Here is a 25,564-nt window from a genome sequence, read left to right as displayed (position 1 = left end):
GGGTCGTGGAGCGGTCGGAAAACGGCAACGGTGTACTGATCGGCGTGTTGATCGTGCTGGGGTGCCTGCTGACCGCTCCGGTGCTGCTGCTCGGCGGCACGTTCCTGCTCATGGTCGTGGGCAGGACACTCTTCCCGACGCAGGTCCCGGAGGGCGAACCCCTCGTCATGCGGCAGGAGCAGATCGCCGGCACCTGGCGGGACGACTCCGGCGGCAGCCTGGTCCTGCGCAGGGACGGCACGTTCGCCTCGGACGGGGTGTGCGGCGACTTCAGGGCCGACGCCCTCTGGGGGGCCGAGGCCCCGGATCCCGGCTCCGGCGGCTGGGGACACCTCGAGTCGGAGGACACCGAGACGGACGAGCCGATGTCGGCGGTCCGGCTCACCTTCGCGCCCGGTGGGGTGTGGACGCAGTACGAGGCGAGGGGAACGGCCGAGAGGGCCGTCCTGTGGACGTACGTCGGCGACCCCGACGGCGGGGAGCCGTGCGTCCTCGAAAGGGCCGCCGAGTAGCGTCTCAGCGCCTCGGGATGCCGTACGCCCTCTCCACCCTCAGCCGCAGCACGAGCCGGCGGTCGCGGACCATCGCCGCGCGGTAGTCGTCCCAGTCGGGGTGCTCGCCCCGCACGTCCCGGTACAGGCGGACCAGTTCCTCGACCGTCTCGTCGTACGGGTCCCCGGCCACCGGGGTGAGGTCTGCCGTGCCCTCGACGACCGTGTACGCCCAGCGGTCGGCGCTGGTCACGTGGTACGAGACGCGGGGGTCGCGGCGCATGTTGCGGGTCTTGGCGCGGTCGTCGGTGACGGACACGCGGATCGTCCGCTCGCCGGGGTGGTAGGCGTGATTGACGTTCGAGAGCTGGGGGCGGCCGTCCGCCTTGAGCGTGACCAGCACTCCGCCGTCGTATTCGGAGAGCAGGGCGAGCAGGGCGTTCTGTGTGGCGTCCGCGTCGTTCGTGTCCCAGGGCATGACACGTCAACGTGCCGGCGGCGGCCGCAATTCCCCGCGCCCCGGGGCCCGCGGCCCCCCGGGGGGCCGGCCGATGAGTTCACCGTCCTCGAACGGTCTGTCCGGCCACAGGAACGTTCTCGGCGGGAATGCCGTGTCCACCATCCGGCCAGCCTTGGTAGACACTGTCTACTCTTCTGCGGTAGACAGTGTCCATGAGTGAGCGGAGCGCCGGGCTCAGGACCCGGCTCGTCGATGTCGGGGTCGAGCTGGTGACGACCGAGGGGGTGCAGGCACTGTCGCTGCGGGAGATCGCGCGGCGGGCGGGGGTCTCGCACGGGGCGCCGCGCCGGTACTTCCCGACGCATCTGGAGCTGCTGTCGGCCATCGCGCGCCGGGGATTCGAGGACCTCGCGGCCAGGGGGGCCGCGGCCCTCGGCGACGGCACGGCGAGCCCTCGGCGGCAGGTGGCGACGCTGGGCCGGGTGTACCTCGACTTCGCGCTCACCCACCGGGGCATGCACGAGCTGATGTTCCGTCACGATCTGCTGGAGAGCAACACGTTGGGGCTGCGGGACGCCAGCCTGCCGGTGTTCGGCCTGCTGGTGGACCTCGTCGGCCGCGCCCGGCCCGATGCCGACGCGAGGCTCGTCGCCGGGGCACTCCTGGCGAACCTGTACGGCATCGCCCAGCTGTGGACCTGGGGCAGCCTCCAACTCACCACGGGAGCAGATGACTTCACCCCGTTGCTCAACGCGGCTCTCGACGCCCACCTCGGGAGCGAGGACCGGTGACGGAGGTCGTACGGGAGGCGGACGCGGGTGCACCGTCGGCCCCTTCCGTGCCGCACCGTCGGCTGACGCTCGCGAACAGTGTGCTCGGTGCGGTGGTCGTCGCCCTCGACGGGACCGTGCTGACCATCGCCCAGCCCACCCTGCGCCGGGACCTCGACGCCTCCTACGCCGAGGTGCAGTGGACCAGCACCGGATATCTGATCGCCGTGGCGAGTCTGCTGGTCTTCGCGGGGCGGCTGGGTGACCGGTACGGGCATCAGCGGGTGTTCGCGTGGGGCGTCCTGGGCTTCGGCGCGGCGTCGGCGGGCATCGGCTTCGCGCCCGGTGTGGGCTGGGTGATCGCGCTGCGGGTCGTACAGGGGGTGTTCGGGGCGCTGCTGCAGCCGGCCACCCTCGGGATGCTGCGGGCCGCGTTCCCACCCGACCGGCTGGGGATGCCCGTCGCGCTGCGGACCAGCGCCATCGGGGTGGCCGCCGCGGCCGGTCCGCTGGTGGGCGGGGTACTGGTGGCGGAGCTGGGCTGGCGGGCGGTGTTCTTCCTGAACGTGATACCGGCGCTGGTCATGGGCCTGCTGGCCCTGGCGGTACGCGCGCCGCGGGCCCGGAGTGCACCCGCCGGCCGCCTCGACGCCCCGGGCGCGGCCCTGCTCGCCGTGGCGCTCGCGGCGCTCGTGCACACCCTGGTCGGGATACCTGGGCACGGCTGGACGGTGACCGCTGTACTCGGTCTGCTCGTGGCCGCGGTCGCGGCCGGCGCCCTCGTACGCCGTGAACGGCGCACGCCCGACCCGCTGTTGCCGCCCGCCCTGCTCGGCTCGGTGACGGCGGGCGCGGCGCTCGGGGTGCTGGTGACCGCGTCGGCGGCGATGATGGGCGCGCTGTTCGCCGGCAGCCACGTCCTCCAGGACGTGCTCGGCATGGACCCGCTGCGCACGAGCCTCGTCGCGCTGCCCGGCGGCGTGATGATGGTCCTCGGTGCCCCGGTCTCGGCCGTGCTGCTGCGCCGATGGGGCGCCCGCCCGACGGCCCTGACCGGGACACTGCTGCTCACCGCCGGGGTGCTGGCGCTGTCGGGAGTGGGTCCGGGTTCCCCCACGGCGGTGATCGGCGGCGGATTCCTGCTGCTGGGCGCCGGGTTCGGCGCGGTGATGGTGACGGCCACCGCGGTCGTCGTACGGGACGCGCCGCCGGAGTCGGCGGGGGTGGTGGGCGGGCTCCAGCAGACCGCGATGAACGTCGGGCCGACGCTCGGAGTGGCCGCCGCGGCGACCCTGTTGCCCCTTGCCGCGGAGCCCGCGTTCCTGCTGCTGGCGGGCCTGTCGGCGCTCGGTGCGCCACTTGCCGGACGAATGCCCCGACCCGCCCGTCCTCCGAGGGATGGATCGCGGTCGGTACGGAACGATGAAGGCAAGGACGTATGTGAGCCGTAACCCGGGCCGCCGGAGGAGAACCACCATGGAACGACTGCGCCGAGAGACCGAGCCGCGCGAGGCCGGCCTCGACCCGAAGACCCTGGCCCGCCTCGACGAGTACCTCGCCCGCCAGGTCGACGACGGCCGGCTGCCCGGCTATCTGCTCTCCCTCGCCAGGCACGGCCGCGTCGCCCACCTCACGACGTACGGACAGCGCGACGTCGACGCGCGGCTGCCCGTGGAGACCGACACGTTGTGGCGGATCTACTCGATGACGAAGCCGGTCACATCGGTGGCGGCGCTGATACTGGTCGAGGAGGGACGGCTGTCCCTCACGGACCCGGTCTCCCGCTACCTCCCGGAGTTCGCCGAGCCCCGGGTGTACGAGTCCGGCGAGGGCGCAGGCACCCGGACCCGGCCGGCACGGCAGCCGATCCTCGTCCGGCACCTGATGACCCACACCTCGGGCCTGACCTTCGGCTTCTACTACGACCACCCGGTGGACGCCCTCTACCGGGAGGCGGGCCTGGAGCATTCGGTCCGGCCGGGCGCCGACCTCGCCCGGACCTGCGCGGAGTACGCGCGCCTGCCCCTGCAGTTCGAGCCGGGCACGCAGTGGAACTACTCCGTCGCCAGCAACGTCCTCGGCCGGATCATCGAGGTGGTGTCGGGGCAGGCCCTGGACGAGTTCCTCGGCGAGCGGATCCTCGGCCCGCTGGGCATGACCGACGCGGGTTTCCAGGTCTCCCCCGAACAGGCGGGGCGGCTGGCCCAGCTCTACGGCGAGCAGGAGGACGGCTCGATCGCCCCGGTGCCGGGCCTGCCCCTGCACGGCCGCCCGCGCTTCCTGTCCGGCAGCGGCGGCATGGTCGCCACCGCCCGCGACTACCACCGCTTCGCCGAGTTCCTCCGCCGCCGCGGCGAACTCGACGGCGTCCGCCTGCTGACTCCCGAGTCGGTCGGCGCGATGGCCTCCAACCAGCTGCCGGGCGGCGTCGACATCCACACCTACGGCAGCGGCTTCCACCGGCAGCCCGGCAACGTGGGCGTCGGCTTCGGCCTCGGCGTCTCCGTCGTCATCGACCCCGAGGCCACGGAGAGCCCGTCCTCCCTCGGCACCTTCGGCTGGACCGGCGCCGCCACCACGATCTTCTGGGTGGATCCCCGCCGCGATCTGACCGTCCAGTTCATGACCCAGGTACGGCGCCGCTCGTCGTTCTCGGTCTACCCGGAACTGAAGCGGCTGGTCCACGAGGCCGTCGTGGACCGAGGGGTCCTACCTTTCAAGGGTGGTTGCTCCGGTCATTCGTAAGATCGGAGGGCCCAGGGGTTCTGGGTATGGCTGTCAGAGGGAAGCCCTTTCACCCTGAGCACCCGCGTCGCCGTCGTCCCGGGGCCGCCACCGGCGCGGGACAGACCTCATCCGACCCCCGGGGTGCCCCCCCACCCGCTTCAGCTCTCGACGCGCAGCGCGAACTCCAGCCCGTCCTCGGCCAGTTCGGTGAGCCACACCTCCGACCGCTCCCCCGTCTCCGCCGCGCGGAGCAGGCCCGGGGGCAGGGAACCGTCGAGGATGTGGGCGATGCCGAGGGCCAGGGGGCGGGAGACGCAGCGGGCCATGGCGCTCTCCTCGGCCGTGCCGGTCAGGTCGAGGAGACAGCGGCCGGACCAGCGGTCGCCGGAAGCGGCGCGGACGTCGAGGGTGACGGCCAGGACGACACGGTCCCGGTCGGCCTCGGTCATCGGGTGCCGGGCGGCGAGTTCGCGGGCCAGGGCGGCGATGCGCCGGTCGTCGTCGCGTTCGAGTTCCGCGAAGACCGGCGCCCAGGCGGTGAGCCAGCCGTCGAGGCGGAGGGTGCCGCGGACGAAGGTGCGCGGTTTCCAGGCGGGCGGGAGGCCGTACTGGGCGACGAAGGGGACACTGTCGCGGTTGGGGTAGGCCTCGAAGGTCTCGCCGTCGACGACGTACGGACGGGTCGCCCGCCAGGGGCGTGCGACCGTCGTCTCCGTACCGTCCTCGATGCAGCGGGCCGGTGCGCGCAGTGCGTTCAGGACGCCGGCCGGGGCCCAGCTGAAGCGGTACCTGAAGTCGTTGGGGACGGCCGGGACGCCGCCGCAGTACGAGGTCAGGGTGTACGAGGCGGCCGTCTCCGGCCCGATCGCCCCGCACGCCCGGGCGATCAGGCTGTGGGCGAAGAGATGGTCGACGCCCGGATCGAGGCCCGCCTCGGTGAGGACGGTGACCCCCGCCGCCTCGGCCGCCGGCGCCAGCTCCAGGACCGCGTCCGAGACATAGCTGGAGCAGGCGAAGTGCGCCCGCGCCTCGACGCACGCCCCGAGCAGCGGCGCGTGCTCGGTGGCCGGGAGCATGGAGACGACCACGTCACCGGGGGTCAGCTCGGCCGCGAGCGCCGCCGGGGTGTACGCGCGGGGCTCGGCCCGTCCGGTGAGGCCCAGTGCGGCCAGGGCCCGCTCGGCGCGCTCCTCGGTGCGGTGCCACAGCCGTACCCGGGCGGCGGTGTCGCACACCTTCGCCAGGCCGCTGCCCGTGGAGAGGCCGGCACCGACCCAGTGGACGGTGCCGCTCGCGGGGACCGCGTCATCAGCCATCCGGTGACTCCCTCGTCGTCAGACCCAGTTCGTGGGACGCCCGGCGGAACCGGTCCAGGCAGCGGCCCCACGCGCCGCCCGTGCCGAGGTCCAGCAGCTGCGGCAGCAGCGCGGCGGAGAAGTCGGTGCTCGCCTCGCGGGGCAGCAGGGAGGGCAGGTTGTCGATCGCGATCAGGTCGAGCGGCGGGCGCTCGCGCAGGCGCCGCACCGGGTGGTCCCAGTCGGTGGTGGTGTCGTAGAACGGCAGGACGTTCATGGGCGAGCCGACGTCGACGGTGACATCGGCGAGGGTGCGCAGCCGGCGGTCCGGTTCGTCGAGGTCCTTGTCCGTCAGGAAGGGCGGGACCGGGCTCGTCGTCAGCACGGTGTTGACCATCAGGTCGTGGGCGAGCAGGGCGCCCCTGTCGAGGTCGCGGGTCTCGGCCACGTCCCAGCAGGTGGGCTCGATACCGGCCTCGGCGAGCGCGGTACGCGCACCGCGCCCGCTGCGGCCCAGGGCGCCGATGACCAGCGCGGTCAGGTCGCCCTCGGAGGCGCGGAGCCGGGCCTCCATCTCCTCCTTGGCCGTGGGCACCAGCGGGCTCTCCAGACCGCCCCGGTGGTGCAGCACCGCGAGGGCCGCGCCCAGATAGCCCGCCCAGAAGCCGAACGCGGCGAGCCTGCGGCCCTGGTCGTCCACCAGGTACTCCAGGTCGAGCAGCGCCCCGCCCCCGGCGGCGAACCTGCGCAGCAGCGCCTCGGCGCCGGGCTGCCCCTTGTAGGCGTGCCCGAAGAAGATGTGCCGGTGCGTCAGTTCAGCCGGTCCGTCGGGGAGTTCCTTCAGCCCGACGATCACCGCGTCCCGCGGTGCCGACGGCCACCGGCCCGGCTCGGCGACCTCGCAGCCCGCCTCCGCGTACGCCTGAGTCGGGAAGATCCGCTGCGGGGAGTCCTCGACGGTGATCCGTACTCCGCTCTCGACGAGCCGCCGGGCGTCGGACGGGACGATCGGGGTGCGGCGTTCGGTGGTGCGGGTCTCGTGGCGGAGCCACAAGTGGCGATCGGTCATACGAGGTTGGCCTCCGGGCGCAACGCGTCGGCCGTGAAGCGGTCGACGCTCAAGGGGCTGATGTCGACGAAGGGTACGCGGCCGAGGTACAGGTCGCGGACCACCTCGCCGACCGCGGGGCCCTGGAGGAAACCATGGCCGGAGAAGCCCGTCGCGTAGAGGAAGCGGGAGCATGAACCGGCCTCGCCGATCAGGGCGTTGTGGTCCGGAGTGATCTCGTACAGGCCCGCCCAGCCGCCCGTCCGGCGCAGGTCGAGCAGGGCGGGCGCCCGGTGCTCCATGGCCGCGCAGAGGCGGGGGATCCAGCGGTCGTGGGCGTCGGTGGCGAAGCCGGGCCGTTCGTCGGGGTCGGACATGCCGACGAGGAGGCCGGGGCCCTCGGTGTGGAAGTAGAGGCTGCTGGTGAAGTCGATCGTCATGGGCAGGCCGGGCGGCAGGCCGGGAACCGGTTCGGTGACCGCGATCTGGCGGCGCAGCGGCTCCACCGGGAGGTCCACGCCGACCATGGCGCCGATGGACCGGGACCAGGCGCCGGCCGCGCACACCACGGTGTCCGTGACGATCCGGCCCTTGCTGGTGACCACCGCCGTGATCGTGTCCCGCCAGGTCTCGATGCCGAGGACCTCGCAGTTGCGCAGGACGGTCGCGCCGCGGCGGCGGGCCCCGGCCGCGTAGCCGTGGACCACGGACTCGGGGGTGCAGTGGCCGTCGTCGGGCGAGAACGCGGCGGCCAGCAGGCCGTCCGTGCTGATCAGCGGGGAGAGCCGCTGCGCCTCGGCGGGGTCGATCATGCGGCTGGGTACGCCCAGGTCGTTCTGCAGCTGGACACCGGCCTCGAACCGGTCGACGTCGTCGGGCGTGGACAGCAGGAAGAGGTAGCCGACCCGGTGGAGTCCGATGTCGTGGCCCGGTTCCTGTCCGAAGCGGCCGAACGCCTCCAGGCTGCGGGCGCCGAGCTGGATGTTGAGTTCGTCGGAGAACTGGGCGCGTACGCCGCCGGCGGCCCGTGCGGTGGAGCCGGAGGCGAGTTCGTCGCGTTCGACGAGGACGACGTCGTCCACGCCCGCGGAGGCCAGATGGTAGGCGATGCTCGTGCCGATGACACCGCCGCCTATGACGACGACCCGTGCGCTGCGGATCACGTACGCGGCTCCCTTCGTCCGGTCGTGGTCGGTTCGCCCGACGGAGTCAGGTCTTCCACCACAGGCGAACGTTCATGCGGTGCGGCAGCGGAGTCGGCCGAAGGGCATGCCGTGCGAACCGGCCTGCCGGAACGTTCCGGCAGGCGCGGCGGCCGGTGGCGGGTGACCCCGGTGACGGCCGCCGCGCGGCCCCGTGCGGCGGGCGGGAACTCGCGTGTTGCGGCGCTCAGGAGGAGTGGACCACCGCGTCCAGGTGGGGGAGGTAGTGGTCCAGCCGCTCGCGCTTGGTGCGCAGGTAGGTGATGTTGTCCTCGCAGGGCGTGATCAGCAGGGGCACCTGCTCGGAGACCTGGATGCCGTGGCGCAGCAGCGCCTCCCGCTTGCGCGGGTTGTTCGACATCAGCCGCACCGACCGTACGCCGAGGTCGTGCAGCATCTCGGCGGCCACCCGGTAGTCGCGGGCGTCCACCGGCAGACCGAGGGCGAGGTTCGCCTCGACCGTGTCCAGGCCCTCGGCCTGGAGCTTCATCGCCTGGAGCTTGGCGAGCAGCCCGATCCCGCGCCCCTCGTGGCCGCGGAGGTAGACGAGGATGCCTCGGCCCTCCGCGACGATGGCGCGCAGTGCGCTGTCGAGCTGCTCCCCGCACTCGCAGTGCTGGGAGCCGAACGCGTCACCGGTCAGGCACTCGGAGTGCAGCCGGATGAGTATCTTCTCACCGCCGCTGATGTCGCCGTACACCAGCGCCACTTGTTCCTCGCCGCGGTCCTGGTCGAGATAACCTACGGCCTCGAAGTCGCCGTACGTCGTGGGCAGCGGTGCATTGACCACGCGGACGGCACCGGAGGACTGGGCATTAGCGCCGAGTACGCCAACATTTTCTGTCATGATCTGGTTCCTATCTGGTGAGTCCTGACGTCATGCGAAAATGACGGAGCATCAGCAGAGACGAAAGGCCGGGAAAAGATGAGCAGTTCGGGAACGGAGTCGGGGGCGCGGCAGGAGGGACGGGGACAGCAGCCGACGGTATACGGTCTGCTGCCCGCCGACACCACCGCGGACGTCCGCGAGCGCGGTGCGGGAACCGGCCGGCAGGTCGCGGTGCTTCCGGTCGGCAGCTTCGAGCAGCACGGCCCGTATCTGCCGCTGGCCACGGACACCCTGGTGGCGTGTGCCATAGCGCGGGAGATAGCCGCCGCCTATCCGGTGCACCTCCTGCCGCCCGTGACCATCGCCTGCTCCCACGAGCACGCCGGCTGGCCGGGCACGGTGAGCATCTCCGCGACGACGCTGCACGCGATGGTCCGCGACATCGCCGACTCCCTGCGCCGGTCGGGCGTCGAGGCGCTGGTCGTGGTGAACGGTCACGGCGGGAATTACGTCCTGGGCAATGTCGTCCAGGAATCCACCGCGGCGGGACATCAAATGGCGCTTTTCCCGGCGATGGAGGACTGGGAGGCCGCCCGTGAACGGGCGGGTGTAGAGACCTCGTTGCTCAGTGATATGCATGCGGGAGAAATTGAGACCTCCATACTTCTGCATTGCCATCCGGAATTGGTCCGGCCCGGTCACGAGACCACCGATTTCCTTGCCGACGACCGCCGTCATCTCCTCTCCCTCGGTATGTCGGCCTACACCGATTCCGGTGTGATCGGCCGTCCGTCCCTGGCGTCCGCCGCGAAGGGGAAGGAGTTGCTGGCGGGGTTCGTCCAGGCCTTCGGTGCGCACTTCTCCGTGGTCACCTCGGACGCCTGGGACAAGGGGGCGGTTCCGTCCGAGGCTCGGTCGGCACCGGGTCCGGTGGTCGACGCGGTGCCCGCCCCGGCGGTCGACTGACGGCGGGCCCTCAGCGAGCCGTACCAGCGTCCGACGAGGACCAGGGCCCCCGGCAGCGCCGCCGCGAAGCTCAGCACGCCGTAGACGACGGCCACGGTCAGGCCCTGGGAGGCGCCCAGACCCGCCGCGCCGAACGACCAGGCGGTGACACCCTCCCGGGGGCCCCAGCCGCCGACGTTCAGCGGCAGGCTCATGGCGATCAGGGCCAGCAGAGCGAGCGGCACCACCGTCGCCGGGGTCGCCGCGGAGCCGGCGACGCGTGCGGCGAGCAGGAACATCGCCACGTACCCGGCCAGCACCACCACGGAGGAGATCAGCACGGCCGGGCCGCTGTCGCGGTTCAGCAGCGCGCCGCGCGCCTCGGTGAGCGCGGCGCGCACCCGACCGCCCCGGCCGCCGCCCGCGGGGACCGGCTTGCGGCCCATCCGCAGTGCCGCCCAGATGGCGGTCGCGCCCAGGGCGACGAGCGCCAGCACGCCCGCCGCGCGACGGGTCTGCTCCAGCACCGGGGAGGGCATGGCCAGCAGGACCGCCACGCCCACGGCGGCCAGCACCAGCTGACCCGCCGTCCGCTCGATCACCACCGCTCGTACGCCGCGTCCCATGTCCCCGGAGCTCTGCCCGTGCCGGACGGCCCGGTGCACATCTCCGAGGACACCGCCGGGGAGCGCCGCGTTGAGGAACAGCGCCCGGTAGTAGTCCGCGACGGCCGGGCCGAGGGGCAGCCGGATGCCCAGCGCCCTCGTGACCGCGCACCAGCGCCAGGCGCTGAACACGGTCGTCACCACGCCGATCCCGACGGCCGCGACCAGCGTTCCGGCGTCGATCCGCCGCAGTCCGTCCACGAACACACCGGTCCCGAGCCGCCACACGACGACCGCGAGGATGATCGTTCCCGCGATGCTCCCGAAGTGGGCGCGCAGTGCGCGGAGCACCCTGGCGCCGAGGCGGGGCCCGGACTCGGCCGGGGCGTCCACCGGGACCTCGCCCTTCACCGGGCGGGCCGGCTCCGGAGCGCCGGAGGGGCCGTCGCCCGGCAGCGCCCGCGATGCCGTACGCGGGGGCACCGCGGCGGCCTCCGCCCGGTGGCCGTCGAAGGCCTCGGCGGACGTCGACGCCTTGAGCGCGGGGCCGGGCAGCGGGGCCGAGGACGCCCGGGGAGCGCGGACCGGCACCGCCGAGGGGCGGCGGGCGGCCGGGGTCACCACGGTCGGGGCCGCAGTCAGGCCGGGGCGTGTGGCGGGCCGGCTCGTTTCCGCGCGGTCCTCGCCCGGTACCACCACGGTGTTCCGGGGTGCGGCCTGCGGGTGCCGGCGCGGGGTCGTGACCGGCGCGGTCGTGCGCATGCGCGCGCGGGGCGAGGGAGCACTCGCCCTCACACGCGCCCGGACGCCCCTCGGCCGTACGCCGACCCGTCGCTCGCCCACCTGTGTGTACGCGTCCACGGGCGCCGTCACGGGGTGCCGCCCGTCGGCCGGGGAAGGGCCAGCAGGTCGCTGTGGTGGAGGGTGACGCGCAACTCGCCCGCCGCGCAGGCCGCCAGGCGGTCGCGGAGGTAGGCTTCGGCGCGCTCGGTGAGTTCGGGGCGCTGTTCGCACGCGGCGCCGACCCAGCCGCGCAACCACTCCTCGGTGAGCGCGATGTGCCGGTCGTCGAGTTGCCAGGGGCTCGGGTTGACCCGGACCGTGGCGCCCCGCTGGGCGAACGCCTCGCAGGCCACGGTGATCGCGTCGGGGCCGAGCAGATCGCTCGCGCGCTGGTGGGCGTTGAACGCCTCGGCCACCTCCTCGTCCATGGGGTGGGCCGGTACGAGGTCGGCGCGGCCGACGACGGAGAGCGTCAGCAGCGCGGGGACGCCGGCGCCCGCGCAGGCCCCGGCGAGCGTCTCGATCTCCTCGCGGGTGAGGACGTCGAGCAGCGCGGACGCCGTGACCAGCGAGGCGCCGGCCAGGTCCTCGGCCCTGAGCCGCCCGATGTCGCCGCGCCGGGTGGTGACCGTGACGGGGCTGCCGTCGGCGGCCGCGCGCGGGGCCCGCTCGACGGCCAGCCGCAGCAGGGCGGGGTCCTGGTCGTGCAGGACCCACTGCTGGGCGCCGTCGAGCCGGGGCGCGAGCCAGCGGCCCATCGAGCCCGTACCGCAGCCGAGGTCGTGGATGACGAGTCCGGTGGCCCGTCGGGGCAGGTTCGCCAGACGGATGCGCAGCGGGTCGAGCAGATCCGCGGCACGGGCGGCGGCGTCGGCGCTCTCCCGCAACTCCAGCCACTGCGGCGCGTACTGATGCCCCTCGGCCGCCGGGGTGTCGCCGCCCCGCCCCGCCATGCTGAGCGCGGTACCGGTGGCGGAAGCCGCCGCGGCCGTGGGTGCGGGCGTACCCGCGGAAGGCGCGGAACCCGGTCCCGGGCTCACGGAACCACCACTGTCCCCGCCCGCCGGTGTCCCCGCGGACGCGGTCGTCGTGGTGGCCGTTTCGGCTGAAGTGGTCATGCCGCCCTCCGGGGTTCGTGGCGCAGTCGCCCCAGGACGTGGGCGAGGCTGCGGGCCGTGGTGGCCCAGCCGTCGAGCGCGGCGCGGCGCCCGCGCGCCGCGGCCTTCAGCCGGCGCCGCACGTCGGCCTCCCCGAACCAGCCGCGCAGCTCCGACGCGATGGCCGCGGGGTTCTCCGGCGGGACCAGGATGCCGGGCACACCGCCGTCGGGGGCGCGGCCGACGGCCTCCGGGAGACCGCCGACGTCCGTGGCCAGCACGGGGATTCCTCTGGCGAGGGCCTCGGTGACCGCCATGCCGTAGGTCTCCGCGTAGGAGGTGAGGACCATCAGGTCGGCGGAGGCGTAGCTGGCGTCGAGTTCGGCGCCCGTCTGCGGTCCGGCGAGGTGCAGCCGGTCCTCCAGACCGAACTTGGCGACGAGGCCGCGGATGTGGTCGACGTACTCGGGGTCCTGGTCGACACCGCCGACCAGGACGCAGCTCCACGGCAGGTCGGTGACGGTCGCGAGGGCCTCGACCAGCCGGTGCTGGCCCTTGCGCGGGGTGACCGCGGCGACGCACAGCAGCCGGGAGACACCGTCGGTGCCGGAGGCGAGCGGGGCGATGTCGGCGCCGGGGGCGGCGACATGGACCCGCTCGGGGGCGAGGCCGTGGTGGGACACCAGTCGGCGGACCGCCCAGTCGCTGGTCGCGATCACGGCCGGCACGCCCCGCAGGGTCTCGCGTTCCTTGGCGTCGAGTTCGGCGGCCACGTCCGGTTCCAGGCCGGTCTCGTCGCCGAGCGGCAGGTGCACCAGGACGGCCAGGCAGAGGCGTTCGGCCTCGGGGATGATGATCTCGGGGACACCGCAGGCGACCAGCCCGTCCAGGAGGACGACCGTGCCGTCGGGGAATTCCCGCAGCGTACGGGCGAGTTCGGCGCGGGCCTCGGCGCCGGGACGCGGCCAGCTGCCGTGCAGCGCGTGCTGGTGCACCTGCCAGCCGAAGCCGGGCAGGTCGAGGCAGATCCGGCGGTCGTAGGCGTTGCCGCCGCTGGGGCGGGCCAGGTCGTCGACGCCGCCCGGCAGCACGAAGTGCACGGAGCGCAGCGACATGGGCACGATCGCGGCGTTCTTCAGCGCCGCGTTCTGCACGGGCACGTAGCCGAGCCTCATCTGCTCTCCCCCGTTCGCCTGGGCGGCACCGCCGGCCTGCGCGGCGGTGCCGAGGTCCGCCCGGTCGATGGTCGTGTCGGTCACAGGGCACGCTCGTAACTCGCCCAGGCGATGTGCGATTCGTGCAGGGTGACCGTGATGCCCGCGATGCCCTTGGCGTTCTCGCCCATCGCGCCCTTGTGGATCCGCTCGGCGAGCCGGTCCGCGATCACCTTGGCCAGGAACTCCGTCGAGGTGTTGGTGTTCGCGAAGTCGGGCTCGTTGTCGAGGTTGCGGTAGTTCAACTCGCTCACCACGGCACCCAGCTCCTGCGTGGCCAGCCCGATGTCTACGACGATGTTGTCGTCGTCCAGCTCGGCGCGCCGGAAGGTGGCGTCCACGAGGAAGGTGGCGCCGTGCAGGCGCTGCGCGGGTCCGAAGACCTCCCCGCGGAAGCTGTGGGCGATCATGATGTGATCGCGGACGGTGATGCTGAACAACGGACGACCCTCCAGTGCGGTACGTCTGCCCCCGGGCCGGGGCATGCCGTGTAGTACGGCTGCTCCCTACCCGTTGTTCAGCCGAGTCTTGCGGATTCTTCGGAGGTCAGCGTTCCGTCGGGGCAGTTCAGGGGCGGGTGGGGCGGAAGCGCTGACCGGTCAGTGGGTCACTCGGCGGCGTACCGTACCCGATGGCAGAGGCCCGGCAGTTCCCCGCTCGCGAGCCTCGGCATCACGTCCGGGAGTTCCTCGAAGGCACACTCCCCCGTGACGAGCGCGTCGAAGCGTGCGTCGGCGAGGAGTTCGAGGGCGAGCGCCAGCCGGTCGGCGTAGGTGCGGCCGGGGCGCCCGGCCGGGGAGACGGTGCCGACCTGGCTGCTGCGGATGGTGAGCCGGCGTGAGTGGAAGGCCTCGCCGAGCGGCAGCGCGATCCGGCGGTCCCCGTACCAGCTCAGCTCGATGACGGTGCCCTCGGCGGCGAGGAGTCCGAGCGAGGTGACGAGGCCCTGTTCGCTGGCGCTGGCGTGCACGACGAGGTCGCACTCGCCGAGCGCGTCGCCGGGCAGGGCGAAGTCCACGCCGAGGGCGCGGGCGAGGTCGGCGCGGGCGGGGTCGGCGTCGACGAGCTGGACCCGTACGCCGGGGTAGCGGGCGAGCAGGGCGGCCACCGAGCAGCCGACCATGCCGCCGCCGACGACGGCGATCCGGTCGCCGACGAGGGGAGCCGCGTCCCACAGCGCGTTGACGGCGGTCTCGACGGTTCCGGCGAGGACGGCGCGGGCCGCGGGGACGAACTCCGGCACGACGGTGACGGCGCTCGTCGGCACGACGTAGCGGCTCTGGTGCGGATACAGGCAGAAGACGTTCCGGCCGACCAGTGCGTCCGGCCCCTCTTCGACCCGGCCGACGCTGAGATAGCCGTACTTCACCGGTGCCGGGAACTCTCCTTCCTGGAAGGGCGCGCGCATCGTCGCGTGCTGGTTCCGGGGTACGCGACCGCCGAACACGAGGGTCTCCGTGCCACGGCTGACACCGGAGTACAGCGCGCGGACGAGCACCTCGCCGTCGGCCGGGGCGGCGAGGTGCTCCTCGCGGATCTCGCCCCGTCCCGGGGAGCTGAGCCAGAAGGCGCGGGCTGTGTGTTTCATATGTGTCTCCGTGAACGGTCGGGCGGTTCTCCACGTACGCAGCAGTGGAAGTCGCGGAACGGTACGCGGCGATGATCGACTCTTCCACACACGTTCGGAAGGTTTGCGGTGGCCCTGAACAACACTTACGACGGCCGGCTGGTGCTCTCTGAGACGGCGGTGGGCGCCGGCGCCCAGGTGCTGCTCCTCGCCTTCCTGGGCACGGCGATCGGACTGGGTCCTGCGGGCTGGCTGACCGGGCTGGCGTTCGCGTTCGCCACGTGGGCGGTCCTCAACCGGGCGCTGCTGCGCAGCCGGCCCCGTTCCTTCGGCCCCGCGAACCGGGTCACGCTCGGCCGGGCGGTCCTCGTCGGCGCCGTCACCGCGCTGGTCGCCGACTCCTTCCAGAGCTCGCCGCCGGTCTCCCTCTTCGTCGGTCTGACCGCCGTGGCCCTGATCCTCGACGGCGTCGACGGCAAGGTGGCCCGGCGCACCGGCACGTCGACCGCGCTGGGCGCCCGCTTCGACATGGAGGTCGACGCGTTCCTGATCCTCGTGCTGAGCGTGTACGTGTCGATGTCGCTCGGCCCGTGGGTGCTGCTGATCGGCCTGATGCGGTACGGCTTCGTCGCCGCCGCCAAGGTCATGCCGTGGCTGAACGGTTCCCTCCCGCACAGCATGGCCCGTAAGACGGTGGCCGCGATCCAGGGGGTCTTCCTGCTGGTGGCCGCCTCCGAACTGCTGCCCTACGCGGCGAACTTCGCCGTCGCCGCCGTGGCGCTGGGCTCGCTGGTCTGGTCGTTCGGCCGGGACATCGGCTGGCTGTACCGCAACCGCGAGGGCCGGGACACGGCGACGGCCACGGTGACCGTGCCGGAGCCGGTGACCGTGGCCGTGGCCGTGGAGGCCGGCGCGGAGCGCCGCGCGGCCGAGCTGGTGTCGAGCTGACGTACGGATCGGCGTACCGGTCGACCCGCGGGTTGCCGTACGAGACGGCGTGCGCGAGGCGCGCGGCGAGCCGGGCACGGCCCGGCGCCGGCCTCAGCGCACGGTGAGGACGATCTTCCCCGTGGTCCGGTCGGTCTCCCCGTGGGCGTGTGCCTTCCCCGCCTCGGCGAGCGGGAAGACGGCGTCGACACGGGCGCGCAGCTTCCCCTCCGCGACGAGGCCGGCGATGGCCCGCATCCCCGCCCGGTCGGCCTCGACCAGCAGCGCTTCGAGCCGTACCCCCAGTTCGGCGGCCTTCCTCGCGTCGTCCTCCAGGCCGATCGGCAGGATCGTGACGAGGGTGCCGCCCGGACGCAGGACGTCCAGGGAACGGGTGCGGACGTCCCCGGCCAGGGTGTCCAGGACCACGTCCACGTCCTTCACCCGCTCGGCGAAGTCCTCGGTCCGGTAGTCGATCAGTTCGTCGGCGCCCAGTTCGCGCAGCAGTTCGTGCTTGCCGGCGCTGGCCGTACCGATGACGTACGCACCCCTCGCCTTGGCGATCTGCACGGCGAGGTGCCCCACTCCCCCGGCGGCCGCGTGGATCAGCACCCGCCGGCCGGGCCGCACGTCGGCGGTGTCCACGAGCGCCTGGTACGCGGTGAGCGCGGCCAGCGGCAGGGCGCCCGCCTCGACATGGCCGATGTTCGAGGGCTTGTGGGCGAAGGCCCGGGCCGGCCCCTTGGCGTACTCGGCGTAGGCGCCCGCCCCGTGCGGGTAGGGCAGCATGCCGAAGACCTCGTCGCCCGGCTTGAACAGGGTGACCCCGAGGCCCACCGCCTCGACGACCCCGGAGACGTCCCAGCCCAGTACGGGCAGGGGGTCCGGTACCCACAGTCCATGGGCGCGGTTCTTCCAGTCCGTCGGGTTCACGCCGGCCGCGTGGACCCGGACGAGGATCTCGCCGAGGCCGGGCACGGGGCGCGGCCGTTCGACCTCCTTCAGTACCTCCGGCCCGCCGAAGTCGTCCTGGCTGACGGCACGCATGGTGCCGGGGTTCGTGTTCGCTTCCGTCATGGCGTCCAGCCTGCGCCGGGGACGGGCACCCCAGCAATGGCACGATGGCCATCATTCGATGGGATCGTGCCACGATCCGTGCCAGACTGTCCGGCATGACGTCCGCGCACCGTGTGGTGGTCCTCGCCCCCGACGGGGTCTACCCCTTCGAACTCGGCATACCGAGCCGGGTCTTCGGCTCCACCGACGGCCTGTACGAGGTCCTGACCTGCACGGCCGACGGCCGGCCGGTGCGCTCTGCCGCCGACTTCACGGTCTCCGTGGAGCACGGCCCCGAGGTCCTGGCCACGGCCGACACCGTGGTCATCGCCTCGTTCGGGCCCTTCCCGGCCGCCCTCGGGCTGCTGCCGACCGAGCTTCCCGACCCCTTGGCGGCGGCGCTCGCGCGTATCCGCCCAGGCACCCGGCTGGTCTCCATCTGCACCGGCGCCTTCGTGCTCGCCGCGGCCGGACTGCTGGACGGCCGGCCCGCGACCACGCACTGGGCGCTCGCCGAGACCTTCCGCCGGAGCTTCCCGAGGGTCGACCTGGACCCGGACGTCCTGTTCGTGGACGACGGGGACATCCTCACCTCGGCGGGCGCCGCGTCCGGCATCGACATGTGTCTGCATCTCGTGCGCAAGGACCACGGCAGCGAGGTCGCCAACCGGGTGGCCCGCCGGTGCGTGGTGCCGCCGTGGCGGGAGGGCGGCCAGGCCCAGTACATCGAGCAGCCGGTCCCCCAGGACCCGGCCAACGGCACGGCCGCCACCCGCCAGTGGGCCCTCGAACACCTGGACTCACCACTGACGCTGACCGACCTCGCCGGGCACGCCCGGATGAGCCTGCGCACCTTCGCCCGCCGCTTCAACGACGAGGTGGGGATGAGCCCGGGCCGCTGGCTCGTCCAGCAGCGGGTGACCCGCGCCCGGCACCTCCTGGAGTCCACGGACCTGCCGGTCGACGAGATCGCCGGCCATGTCGGCTTCGCCACCGGCACGTCCCTGCGCCAGCATCTGCACGCGGCGATCGGGGTGTCCCCGCTGGCCTACCGGCGCACGTTCCGGACGAGGGCCTGAGGTGTCCTCGCACCATGAGCGACCCGGGCGGTCTCGGCGCGAGGACACCTGAACGGCCCCTCGGCTACCCGTTCCCCGGCGGCATGTTGTACGGCGTGACCACCTGGATCGCCGAGGGCAGGGAGGGACCCTCCTCCGGGAGGGCCTGCTGGACGCGCATGATGGTCTGGCAGGCGCGGCGCAGGTCCTGGCGGAGGTCGTGGTGGAGCACGGCGGACAGCCTGCCGGCCCGCAGCAGCCGGGTGTTGTCGTGGTCCAGGTCGTGCGCGACGAAGACGTGCGGCGCCCGGCCCGCCGCGGCGAAGGCGTCGAGCGTCGCGGTGTTGCCGCCGCCGATCGAGTAGACGGCGGCGAGGTCCGGCTCCCGCTCCAGCGCGTCCCGGACCAGGTCCCGCTGGGTGGCGTCGAGGCCGTCGCTGTCGGTGACCTCGACGAGCCTGCGGCCCGGCTCGGCGGCCCGCATCGCCGCCCGGAACCCCATCTCGCGCTCCTCCTCGTTGCGGTAGAAGCCCCGGCTGATGGTGACCAGCACGGCGCCGGGCCGGTCACCGAGCCACTGCCGGACCAGATACGCGGCGGTCGCCCCGGCTGCCCGGTTGTCGATGCCGACGTACGCGCTGCGCGGGCTGCTCGGCAGATCGGTCGCGAGGGTGACGACGGGGATGCCTGCCGCGACCAGCCGTTCGATCGCGCCGGTGACCTCGGGGACGTCGGGGGCCTTGAGGATCACGCCCTGTGAGCCGCGCCGGCCGATCCGGTCGAGCATCCGGACCATCTCCGAGGCGGGCCCGGTCTCCCGGAAGTGGAAGCGGGAACGCACGACCGCCGGGTGCAGGGACGGCAGTTCGGCCTCCAGGGCCTCCCGGACGGCGGTCGAGAACCGGTCCGGCGACTGCATCACGATGTCGACCATGAACGTACGGCCGCCGATGCGCACCTGGGTCCGCTGCCGGTCCAGGTCCTTGATCGCCTGTTCGACCTCGCGGGCGGTGCTCTCCCGCACCCCGCCGCGACCGTTGAGGACCCGGTCGACCGTGGCCAGGCTCAGCCCGGCCTGACGGGCGATCTCACGGATCGTGTAAGGGTGTCCCATGACTGCGTTCCCGGCTGCGAATGAGGGTTTTTTGAGGGGCTGCTGAGGGTTGAATGAGGGTGGTCCGGGCCCAAGACTGACAGAGACGGCGACGCGGGGAAAGCCCGGCCTGCCGGGCTTCGCGTGCCGGGGACCCACCCGGCCGGCCCGGAAGCCGACGACCGACCAGACCAGTGAAAGGACCCGGCATGGCCCTCACCGCCGCGGGCTCGGCGACCTGGCCGTCCGAGGGGGACTGCGACCTCGACGCGTTCCGGGCCCTGGTCGAGCGCACCACCGATGCCGGCGACCACCCGTACGCGGAGGGCGTCGAGCGGAACGTACCCGTCTACGACAGCGAGCGCCTGCGGGCGGCGGCGGACCGTCGCGCGGTGCAGGTGGAGCTCGTCCGGGCGATGCTCGACGGTCCCGGTGTCGTGGTCCTCAAGCGGGCCTTCCCCGACCCGCGGGTCGTGGACGCGGCCACCGCCGCCTTCACCGCGCTGATCGAGGAGGAACGGGCCTCGGGCGCGGCCCGCGGCGACCATTTCGCGAAGCCCGGCGCCAACGACCGCGTGTGGAACGCCCTGGAGAAGACGGCCGTACGGGCCCCGGAGGCGTTCGCCGACTACTACGCCAACGACATGCTGGCGCTGGTCTCCGAGGCCTGGCTCGGCCCCGGCTACCAGATGACGTCGCAGATCAACGTGGTCAACCCGGGCGGCGCCGCGCAGAGCCCGCACCGCGACTACCACCTCGGCTTCCTCGGCCCGGAGCAGGCCGCCGCGTATCCGGCGCACGTCCACCGCCTCTCCCCCGTGCTGACCCTGCAGGGCGCGGTGGCCCACTGCGACATGCCCGTCGAGTCCGGCCCGACCCTGTACCTGCCGCACTCCCAGAAGTACGAGCCCGGCTACCTGGCCTGGCGGCTGCCCGAGTTCGTCGCGTACTTCGACGCCCACCACGTGCAGCTCCCGCTGGAGAAGGGGGACGCGGTCTTCTTCAACCCAGCGCTGTTCCACGCCGCCGGGCACAACCGCTCGACGGACGTCCGGCGGATGGCGAACCTGCTCCAGGTCTCCTCCGCCTTCGGCCGGGCGATGGAGACGGTGGACCGCGAGGCCATGGCGAACGCGGTGTTCCCCGCCCTGCTCGCCCGCAAGGCAGGGGGCGCCGCCGAGGACTGGCTGCGCCGCGTGGTGGCGGCCACCGCCGAGGGCTACGCCTTCCCCACGAACCTGGACCGGGACCCGCCGGTCGACGGACTCGCCCCGCCGTCCCAGGCGGACACGCTGTGGCGGGCCGTGGCCGAGGACTGGAGCCCGGCGCGGCTGCGCGGGGAACTGCGAGCGGGCGCCGAACGGCGCCGCACCTGACCCGACACCGCGGCCGACTGGCGGCACCGCCGGTGCGCGGCGTCGGAGCCGAACGAAAGGAAACACCCCGGATGGCACTCCTGGAGGACAAGGTCGTCCTCGTCAACGGCGGCAGCCAGGGCGTCGGCGCGGGCATCGTCCGCGCCGCCCTGCGCGAGGGCGCGACCGTCGCCTTCACGGGCCGCCGCGCCGAGGTCGGCGAGAAACTGGCGGCGGAGACAGGCGCCTTGTTCGTCCGCGCGGACCTCGCGGACCCGGCGCGGGTGCGCGGCGGCGTGGACGAGGTGATCGCGGCCCACGGCCGGATCGACAGCCTGGTGAACGCGGCGGGGCTGACCTCACGCGGGTCGCTGCTCGACACCTCGCCGGAGCTGTTCGACGCGCACATCGCGATCAACCTGCGCGCCCCCTTCTTCGCGATGCAGGCGGTGGTGGCGCATCTGGTGGCCCGCGGGGCGCCCGGCACGATCGTCAACATCGGCTCCAACTGCGCGCACGGCGGCCCTCCGTTCCTCGCGCCGTACTCCGCCGCAAAGGCCGGCCTGGCGGGCCTCACCCGCAACGCCGCCCACGCCCACCGCTGGGACCGGATCCGGATCAACGACCTCAACATCGGCTGGACGGAGACCGAGGGCGAGGACGCGATCCAGCGGGAGTTCCACGACGCGGGCGACGACTGGCGGGAGCGGGCAGCGGAACGGCTGCCGATGGGAAAGCTCGGCCAGGTCGACGAGATCGCCGACTTCGTCGTCTTCCTGCTGTCCGACCGCAGTGGTGTGGTGACGGGCTCGGTGATCGACTGGGACCAGAACGTCCTGGGCGCCTCCGACTGACAGCCCTGACCTGCTCTAATCCCTGCTTTCTACCTTCCCCCGCACATCTGAAAGGGACACTCGATCATGCGCATTGGCATCCTGGGGCTGGGCCGCATCGGCGCCTTCCACGCCGGGACACTGTCCGGGCTGGACGTCGTGGAGGAGCTGGTGGTCTCCGACCCGGTGGCCGCGGCGGCTGCCGCGGCGGCGGAGAAGTTCGGCGCCACGGTGGCCGACTCCCCCGAGGCGGTGTTCGCCTCCGGGATCGACGGAGTCGTGATCACGGCGGCGACGGACGCGCACCCCGGACTGATCCTCGCCGCCGTCGAGGCGGGCATCCCGGTGTTCTGCGAGAAGCCGGTGGCGAAGACGGTCGAGGACAGCCTCACCGTGCTGCGCGCCGTCCGGGACAGCGGCATCGAGGTCCAGATCGGCTACAACCGCCGCTTCGACGCGGGCTGCATGACCGCCCGCGAGGCGGTCCTCAGCGGTGAACTGGGCGCGCTGCACACCGTGCGGTCGACGACCCTGGACCCGGCCCCGCCGCCGGCCGCGTACGTGGCGGTGTCGGGCGGCATCTTCCGGGACTGCGCGGTGCACGACTTCGACATCGTGCGCTGGGTGACGGGCCGCGAGGTCGTCGAGGTGTACGCGACGGGCGGCAACAAGGGCGCGGAGTACATCAAGGAGGCCGGTGACGTCGACACGGCGTCCTCGCTGCTCACCTTCGACGACGGCACCATCGGCGTCATCTCCAACACCCGCCACAACGCCCGCGGGTACGACGTGCGCCTTGAGGTGCACGGCATGAAGGACAGCATCGCGGCGGGCCTCGACGGCCGGCTCCCCCTCCGCTCCGCCGAGCCGGGCGTGACCTTCCCCGCCGGTCCACCGCACAACTTCTTCATGGACCGCTTCACCCCCGCCTACCGCGCCGAACTGACCGCGTTCACCGAGGTCGTCGCCGGCACCCGCCCTTCCCCTTGCACGGTCGCCGACGCCATCGAGGCCAGCTGGATCGCCGAGGCGTGCACGCTGTCGGTGGCCGAGCGCCGCCCGGTACGGCTGGAGGAGGTACGCAAGGACGCCGCCTGAGCGTCCTGAGTCCCGGCAGGGGCGGGGCCGCGCCGCCGCCGTGACCTGCGGTGCCGGCATCGGCCCGGCCACCCGGCACGGGCGCCGGCCACATCAGCCGAGCGGCGCCCCGCCGGGTCGGCCGAGCACTCCGCCGGCCCGAGGCAGTCCCGCCGCCCGCCCGGACCGTCCCGGCGGTCCGGGCGAGCGCGCCCCCCCAACACGCGCCCCCCGTCGGGCCGGGCAGTCCAGCCGCCCGACCGAACAGCCCCGCCGGCCCGGAGGAACACTCCGCACAGCGCCACGACCCCGCCCACCCGATCACACAACCCCGCCCGCCCAGAAGAGCACGCCCCCCGATCGCAACGCGGCCCCGACCACCCGGCTGAGCCACCCCGCAGGCCTGGACGCGCGCCGCCCGGACAAGCACGCCCCCGGACAAGCACCCGCCCGGTCGAGTGGTCGCTCGGCCGGGCGCGCGGCCCGGCCGGGCCGCCGCAGGGTCAGGCGCTGGAGCGGGTGACCAGGCGGGTGGGCAGGATCAGCGGGGTGGGGTCCTGCCCGTTGACCAGCGCGACGAGCATGCGCGCCATCTCCCGTCCGAGGGCCGTTATGGGCTGGTGGACGGTGGTGAGCGGCGGATCGGCGATCCGGGCCACGGCCAGGTCGTCGAACCCGACGACGGCGACGTCCTCGGGGACGCGGCGCCCGGCCTCCCGCAGGGTGCGCAGCGCCCCCACCCCCATGTTGTCATTGGCGGCGAACACACCGTCCAGGTAGGGGCGTTCCGCCAGCAGCCCGGCCATGACGGCGGCTCCGCTGGGCTCGGTGAAGTCCCCCTCGTCCGGCGGGAACGGATCGAGGCCGGCGGCCAGCATGGCGTCCCGGTAGCCGCGGTACCGGGCGCGGCCCGCCTCGGTGTCCAGCCGCCCGCAGATCGCGGCCACCCGGGTCCGGCCGCGGGAGAGCAGATACTCGGTCGCCTCGCGCGCTCCGCCGGTGTTGTCGACGTCCACGTACCAGCGGGGAGCCGACCCGACGGGGCGTCCACCGAACACCACCGGCATCTCCGCCTCCTCGGCCACACGGGCGAGCGGATCGTTCTCGCGCAGGGCCATCAGCATGACGCCGTCGGCACCCTTTCCGCGGAGCAGTTCCTCAACCCGTTCGCGACCCCGGTCGGTCGCGGCCAGACACAGCATCAGATGCAGGTCGGCCTCCTCAAGAGCGGCCGACGCCCCCACGATCACCTGGGCGAAGAACGGATCGGCGAAGATCGACGGATCCTCTCCCGAGACGACCAGGGCGGCCGCTCCCGTCTGACGGGTGGCCAGCGCGCGGGCGGTCGGATTGGGCACGTAGCCGAGTTGCCGGACGGCCCGCTCGACCGCCTCGCGTTTCCCCCGGCTGACGTGCGGCGCGTTGTTGAGGACACGGGAGGCCACGGAGCGGGAGACGCCCGCGAGTGCGGCCACGGCGTCGAGCGTGGGATGCCGACGCGGCGGATCCTCTGCCATGACCATATGTCTCTCCCCCGGGCCGAAAACTGGGACCGCTTCCGGTGACAAGGACCGTAGAGCCTGCAACTCACCCTGTACAGAGGGAGGTTCACACCTCGACTATTGACAGTTCTACCAGCCAGCCACACGATACCGACCATACCCCTAAGGTTCTCGGCACCACTGGAAGCGCTTCCAATGGGAGCGCTCCCACCTCATCGGGGTACGCCGTACCACCGCACTTCCTCAGCGCGTCGCACGCTCGGGACGAGAGCGCGCGACGCATCCTTGCCAGGAAACCGAGGTGATGTCATGCGCCGCAGGCTCCGCGTCCTGATGGCAGCGCTCTGTGCTCTGCCGCTCGCTCTCGCCGCCGCTCCGTCCGCCCATGCCGCCGACCCGACCAGCATGACCAGCGGGTTCTATGTGGACCCCGACTCCAGCGCGAAGCGGTGGGTCGCGGCCAACCCCGGTGACGGCCGGGCGTCCGCGATCAACGCCTCCATCGCGAACACCCCGATGGCCCGCTGGTTCGGCTCGTGGAGCGGCTCGATCGGCTCCGCCACGGGCTCGTTCACGGGCGCCGCGGACAGCAGGGACAAGCTGCCCATCCTCGTCGCGTACAACATCTACAACCGCGACTACTGCGGTGGGCACTCCGCGGGCGGGGCCGCCTCACCGTCGGCGTACGCGAACTGGATCTCCCAGTTCGCCGGCGGGATCGGCAGCCGTCCCGCCCTGGTGATCCTGGAGCCGGACTCCCTCGGGGACTACGGCTGCATGAACCAGGCGCAGATCACCGAACGCCAGGGCATGCTCAGCGGTGCCCTCACGCAGTTCAGCCGCCAGGCTCCCAACACCTGGGTGTACATGGATGCCGGCAACCCCGCGTGGACGGACGCGGCAACGATGGCGCGGCGTCTGCACGAGGCCGGCCTCCGCCAGGCCCACGGCTTCTCGCTCAACGTCTCCAACTACCTGACCACCGCCGAGAACACCGCCTACGGCAACGCCGTGAACAGCCAGCTCAGCGCGCGCTACGGCTACACCAAGCCGTTCGTCGTGGACACCAGCCGCAACGGCAACGGCTCCAACGGCCAGTGGTGCAACCCCTCGGGCCGCCGCATCGGCCCCGCCACCCAGATGGGCGGCGGCGCCGAGATGCTGCTGTGGATCAAGGCGCCGGGCGAGTCGGACGGCAACTGCGGCGTCGGATCAGGCTCGTCGGCCGGGCAGTTCCTCCCCGAGGTCGCCTACAAGATGATCTACGGCTACTGATCGCGGCCGGCGAGCGCGGCCACGGCCCGCCGCCGCCGGTCGAGGACTCCCGTGACCCGGTTCGCTCGCCCCGCGACCGGGCCACGGGGCCCGGCTTCAGCGGGGAGAGGTCTCCTCCAGCTTCTCGAAGTAGAGGCGGCGAGGGTCGGACCGGCCAGGCAGAGGGCGGCCAGGCAGAGGGCGGCCACAGCGCCGACGGCAAGGATGACGCGCCGAGATCGGTGGGGTGTCCGCGTCATCGGGCGTCCCCGTTACGTCCCGGATCGGTGCGCGTCCCGACTCGCCCCGGGGCCTCGGGGCCGGAAGACTGCCGCTGGAACGCAGGTCATGGTGTTGCACCGATCCGCTGCCTCGC

Annotated in this window: 22 protein-coding genes and 2 pseudogenes; 11 read left to right on the top strand and 13 right to left on the bottom strand. The window is 73.0% G+C overall.

Features of this window, described 5'->3' with window-relative positions; translation table 11 throughout:
* The first annotated feature begins 5 nt into the window (after positions 1–5).
* Positions 6–512: a hypothetical protein gene (locus AC067N_RS05345; protein WP_478677540.1), complete on the top strand. Its 507-nt coding sequence runs from the start codon at positions 6–8 to the stop codon at positions 510–512.
* A gap of 4 nt (positions 513–516) precedes the next feature.
* On the opposite strand, the gene AC067N_RS05340 is transcribed toward AC067N_RS05345, so the two are convergent.
* Positions 517–969, bottom strand: a complete 453-nt coding sequence (locus tag AC067N_RS05340) for a TIGR03618 family F420-dependent PPOX class oxidoreductase (protein ID WP_478677539.1) — start codon at positions 967–969, stop codon at positions 517–519.
* Between the two features lie 194 nt (positions 970–1,163).
* Between AC067N_RS05340 and AC067N_RS05335 the strand changes: the two genes are divergently transcribed.
* Genes AC067N_RS05335 through AC067N_RS05325 form a run of 3 tightly spaced genes read left to right on the top strand, consistent with a single transcriptional unit; the run spans position 1,164 to position 4,466 of the window.
* Positions 1,164–1,742 (top strand): TetR/AcrR family transcriptional regulator, encoded by a 579-nt coding sequence (locus AC067N_RS05335; protein ID WP_478677538.1) that lies wholly within the window; start codon positions 1,164–1,166, stop codon positions 1,740–1,742.
* Positions 1,739–3,172: an MFS transporter gene (locus tag AC067N_RS05330; protein ID WP_478677537.1), complete on the top strand. Its 1,434-nt coding sequence runs from the start codon at positions 1,739–1,741 to the stop codon at positions 3,170–3,172. Before AC067N_RS05335 ends, AC067N_RS05330 begins: the two co-directional genes overlap by 4 nt.
* A 25-nt stretch (positions 3,173–3,197) precedes the next feature.
* A complete protein-coding gene (locus AC067N_RS05325; RefSeq protein ID WP_478677536.1) occupies positions 3,198–4,466 on the top strand; it encodes a serine hydrolase domain-containing protein in 1,269 nt (422 codons plus the stop codon).
* Between the two features lie 140 nt (positions 4,467–4,606).
* On the opposite strand, the gene AC067N_RS05320 is transcribed toward AC067N_RS05325, so the two are convergent.
* The 4 genes and pseudogenes from AC067N_RS05320 to ribA all read right to left on the bottom strand — a co-directional run bounded on the left by AC067N_RS05320 (position 4,607) and on the right by ribA (position 8,840).
* Positions 4,607–5,764 (bottom strand): saccharopine dehydrogenase family protein, encoded by a 1,158-nt coding sequence (locus AC067N_RS05320; protein ID WP_478677535.1) that lies wholly within the window; start codon positions 5,762–5,764, stop codon positions 4,607–4,609.
* Entirely contained in the window at positions 5,757–6,812 is a 1,056-nt protein-coding gene (locus tag AC067N_RS05315) for a saccharopine dehydrogenase (RefSeq protein ID WP_478677534.1), read from the bottom strand. The genes AC067N_RS05320 and AC067N_RS05315 overlap by 8 nt, the downstream gene beginning before the upstream one ends.
* Positions 6,809–7,972 (bottom strand): annotated as a pseudogene (locus tag AC067N_RS05310) (NAD(P)/FAD-dependent oxidoreductase); the annotation flags it as partial. The pseudogene AC067N_RS05310 and the gene AC067N_RS05315, both read right to left, overlap by 4 nt.
* Positions 7,973–8,180: 208 nt before the next feature.
* Positions 8,181–8,840, bottom strand: coding sequence for a GTP cyclohydrolase II (gene ribA / locus AC067N_RS05305; RefSeq protein WP_478677533.1), 660 nt, complete (start codon positions 8,838–8,840; stop codon positions 8,181–8,183).
* Positions 8,841–8,918: 78 nt separating this feature from the next.
* Between ribA and AC067N_RS05300 the strand changes: the two genes are divergently transcribed.
* A complete protein-coding gene (locus AC067N_RS05300) occupies positions 8,919–9,788 on the top strand; it encodes a creatininase family protein (RefSeq protein ID WP_478677532.1) in 870 nt (289 codons plus the stop codon).
* 119 nt (positions 9,789–9,907) lie between these two features.
* Here the strand turns inward: AC067N_RS05300 and AC067N_RS05295 are convergent.
* The 5 genes and pseudogenes from AC067N_RS05295 to AC067N_RS05275 all read right to left on the bottom strand — a co-directional run.
* A pseudogene (locus tag AC067N_RS05295) lies at positions 9,908–11,134 on the bottom strand (lysylphosphatidylglycerol synthase transmembrane domain-containing protein); the annotation flags it as partial.
* A 107-nt stretch (positions 11,135–11,241) separates the two neighbouring features.
* Complete coding sequence (locus tag AC067N_RS05290) at positions 11,242–12,273, bottom strand: class I SAM-dependent methyltransferase (protein WP_478677531.1); 1,032 nt, start codon at positions 12,271–12,273, stop codon at positions 11,242–11,244.
* Positions 12,270–13,511, bottom strand: a complete 1,242-nt coding sequence (locus AC067N_RS05285; protein ID WP_478677530.1) for a glycosyltransferase family 4 protein — start codon at positions 13,509–13,511, stop codon at positions 12,270–12,272. The genes AC067N_RS05290 and AC067N_RS05285 overlap by 4 nt, the downstream gene beginning before the upstream one ends.
* Positions 13,508–13,906: a 6-pyruvoyl trahydropterin synthase family protein gene (locus tag AC067N_RS05280; RefSeq protein ID WP_055519615.1), complete on the bottom strand. Its 399-nt coding sequence runs from the start codon at positions 13,904–13,906 to the stop codon at positions 13,508–13,510. Before AC067N_RS05280 ends, AC067N_RS05285 begins: the two co-directional genes overlap by 4 nt.
* A gap of 167 nt (positions 13,907–14,073) precedes the next feature.
* Positions 14,074–15,054, bottom strand: coding sequence for a zinc-dependent alcohol dehydrogenase (locus AC067N_RS05275; protein ID WP_478677529.1), 981 nt, complete (start codon positions 15,052–15,054; stop codon positions 14,074–14,076).
* A 108-nt stretch (positions 15,055–15,162) separates the two neighbouring features.
* Here AC067N_RS05275 and AC067N_RS05270 point away from each other — a divergent pair, with 108 nt between their 5' ends.
* Positions 15,163–15,981, top strand: a complete 819-nt coding sequence (locus AC067N_RS05270) for a CDP-alcohol phosphatidyltransferase family protein (RefSeq protein ID WP_478677528.1) — start codon at positions 15,163–15,165, stop codon at positions 15,979–15,981.
* Between the two features lie 93 nt (positions 15,982–16,074).
* Here the strand turns inward: AC067N_RS05270 and AC067N_RS05265 are convergent, their stop codons facing one another.
* Positions 16,075–17,037, bottom strand: coding sequence for an NADP-dependent oxidoreductase (locus AC067N_RS05265; RefSeq protein WP_478677527.1), 963 nt, complete (start codon positions 17,035–17,037; stop codon positions 16,075–16,077).
* 95 nt (positions 17,038–17,132) lie between these two features.
* Here AC067N_RS05265 and AC067N_RS05260 point away from each other — a divergent pair, with 95 nt between their 5' ends.
* Positions 17,133–18,095: a GlxA family transcriptional regulator gene (locus AC067N_RS05260; RefSeq protein ID WP_478677526.1), complete on the top strand. Its 963-nt coding sequence runs from the start codon at positions 17,133–17,135 to the stop codon at positions 18,093–18,095.
* 64 nt (positions 18,096–18,159) lie between these two features.
* Here the strand turns inward: AC067N_RS05260 and AC067N_RS05255 are convergent, their stop codons facing one another.
* Positions 18,160–19,188, bottom strand: coding sequence for a LacI family DNA-binding transcriptional regulator (locus tag AC067N_RS05255; protein ID WP_478677525.1), 1,029 nt, complete (start codon positions 19,186–19,188; stop codon positions 18,160–18,162).
* Between the two features lie 188 nt (positions 19,189–19,376).
* Here AC067N_RS05255 and AC067N_RS05250 point away from each other — a divergent pair, with 188 nt between their 5' ends.
* The 3 genes from AC067N_RS05250 to AC067N_RS05240 all read left to right on the top strand — a co-directional run bounded on the left by AC067N_RS05250 (position 19,377) and on the right by AC067N_RS05240 (position 22,453).
* Positions 19,377–20,543 (top strand): phytanoyl-CoA dioxygenase family protein, encoded by a 1,167-nt coding sequence (locus AC067N_RS05250; protein ID WP_478677524.1) that lies wholly within the window; start codon positions 19,377–19,379, stop codon positions 20,541–20,543.
* A gap of 71 nt (positions 20,544–20,614) precedes the next feature.
* A complete protein-coding gene (locus AC067N_RS05245) occupies positions 20,615–21,376 on the top strand; it encodes an SDR family oxidoreductase (protein ID WP_478677523.1) in 762 nt (253 codons plus the stop codon).
* A gap of 66 nt (positions 21,377–21,442) precedes the next feature.
* A complete protein-coding gene (locus AC067N_RS05240) occupies positions 21,443–22,453 on the top strand; it encodes a Gfo/Idh/MocA family protein (RefSeq protein WP_478677522.1) in 1,011 nt (336 codons plus the stop codon).
* A 482-nt stretch (positions 22,454–22,935) separates the two neighbouring features.
* On the opposite strand, the gene AC067N_RS05235 is transcribed toward AC067N_RS05240, so the two are convergent.
* Entirely contained in the window at positions 22,936–23,949 is a 1,014-nt protein-coding gene (locus tag AC067N_RS05235; RefSeq protein WP_478677521.1) for a LacI family DNA-binding transcriptional regulator, read from the bottom strand.
* Positions 23,950–24,243: 294 nt separating this feature from the next.
* Here AC067N_RS05235 and AC067N_RS05230 point away from each other — a divergent pair, with 294 nt between their 5' ends.
* Complete coding sequence (locus tag AC067N_RS05230) at positions 24,244–25,209, top strand: glycoside hydrolase family 6 protein (protein WP_478677520.1); 966 nt, start codon at positions 24,244–24,246, stop codon at positions 25,207–25,209.
* The last annotated feature ends 355 nt before the right edge of the window (positions 25,210–25,564 follow it).

The organism is Streptomyces sp. NPDC042364 (assembly GCF_056437585.1).
The sequence above is the reverse complement of the archived record's forward strand: the minus strand, read 5'-3'. Positions and strand labels throughout refer to the sequence as shown.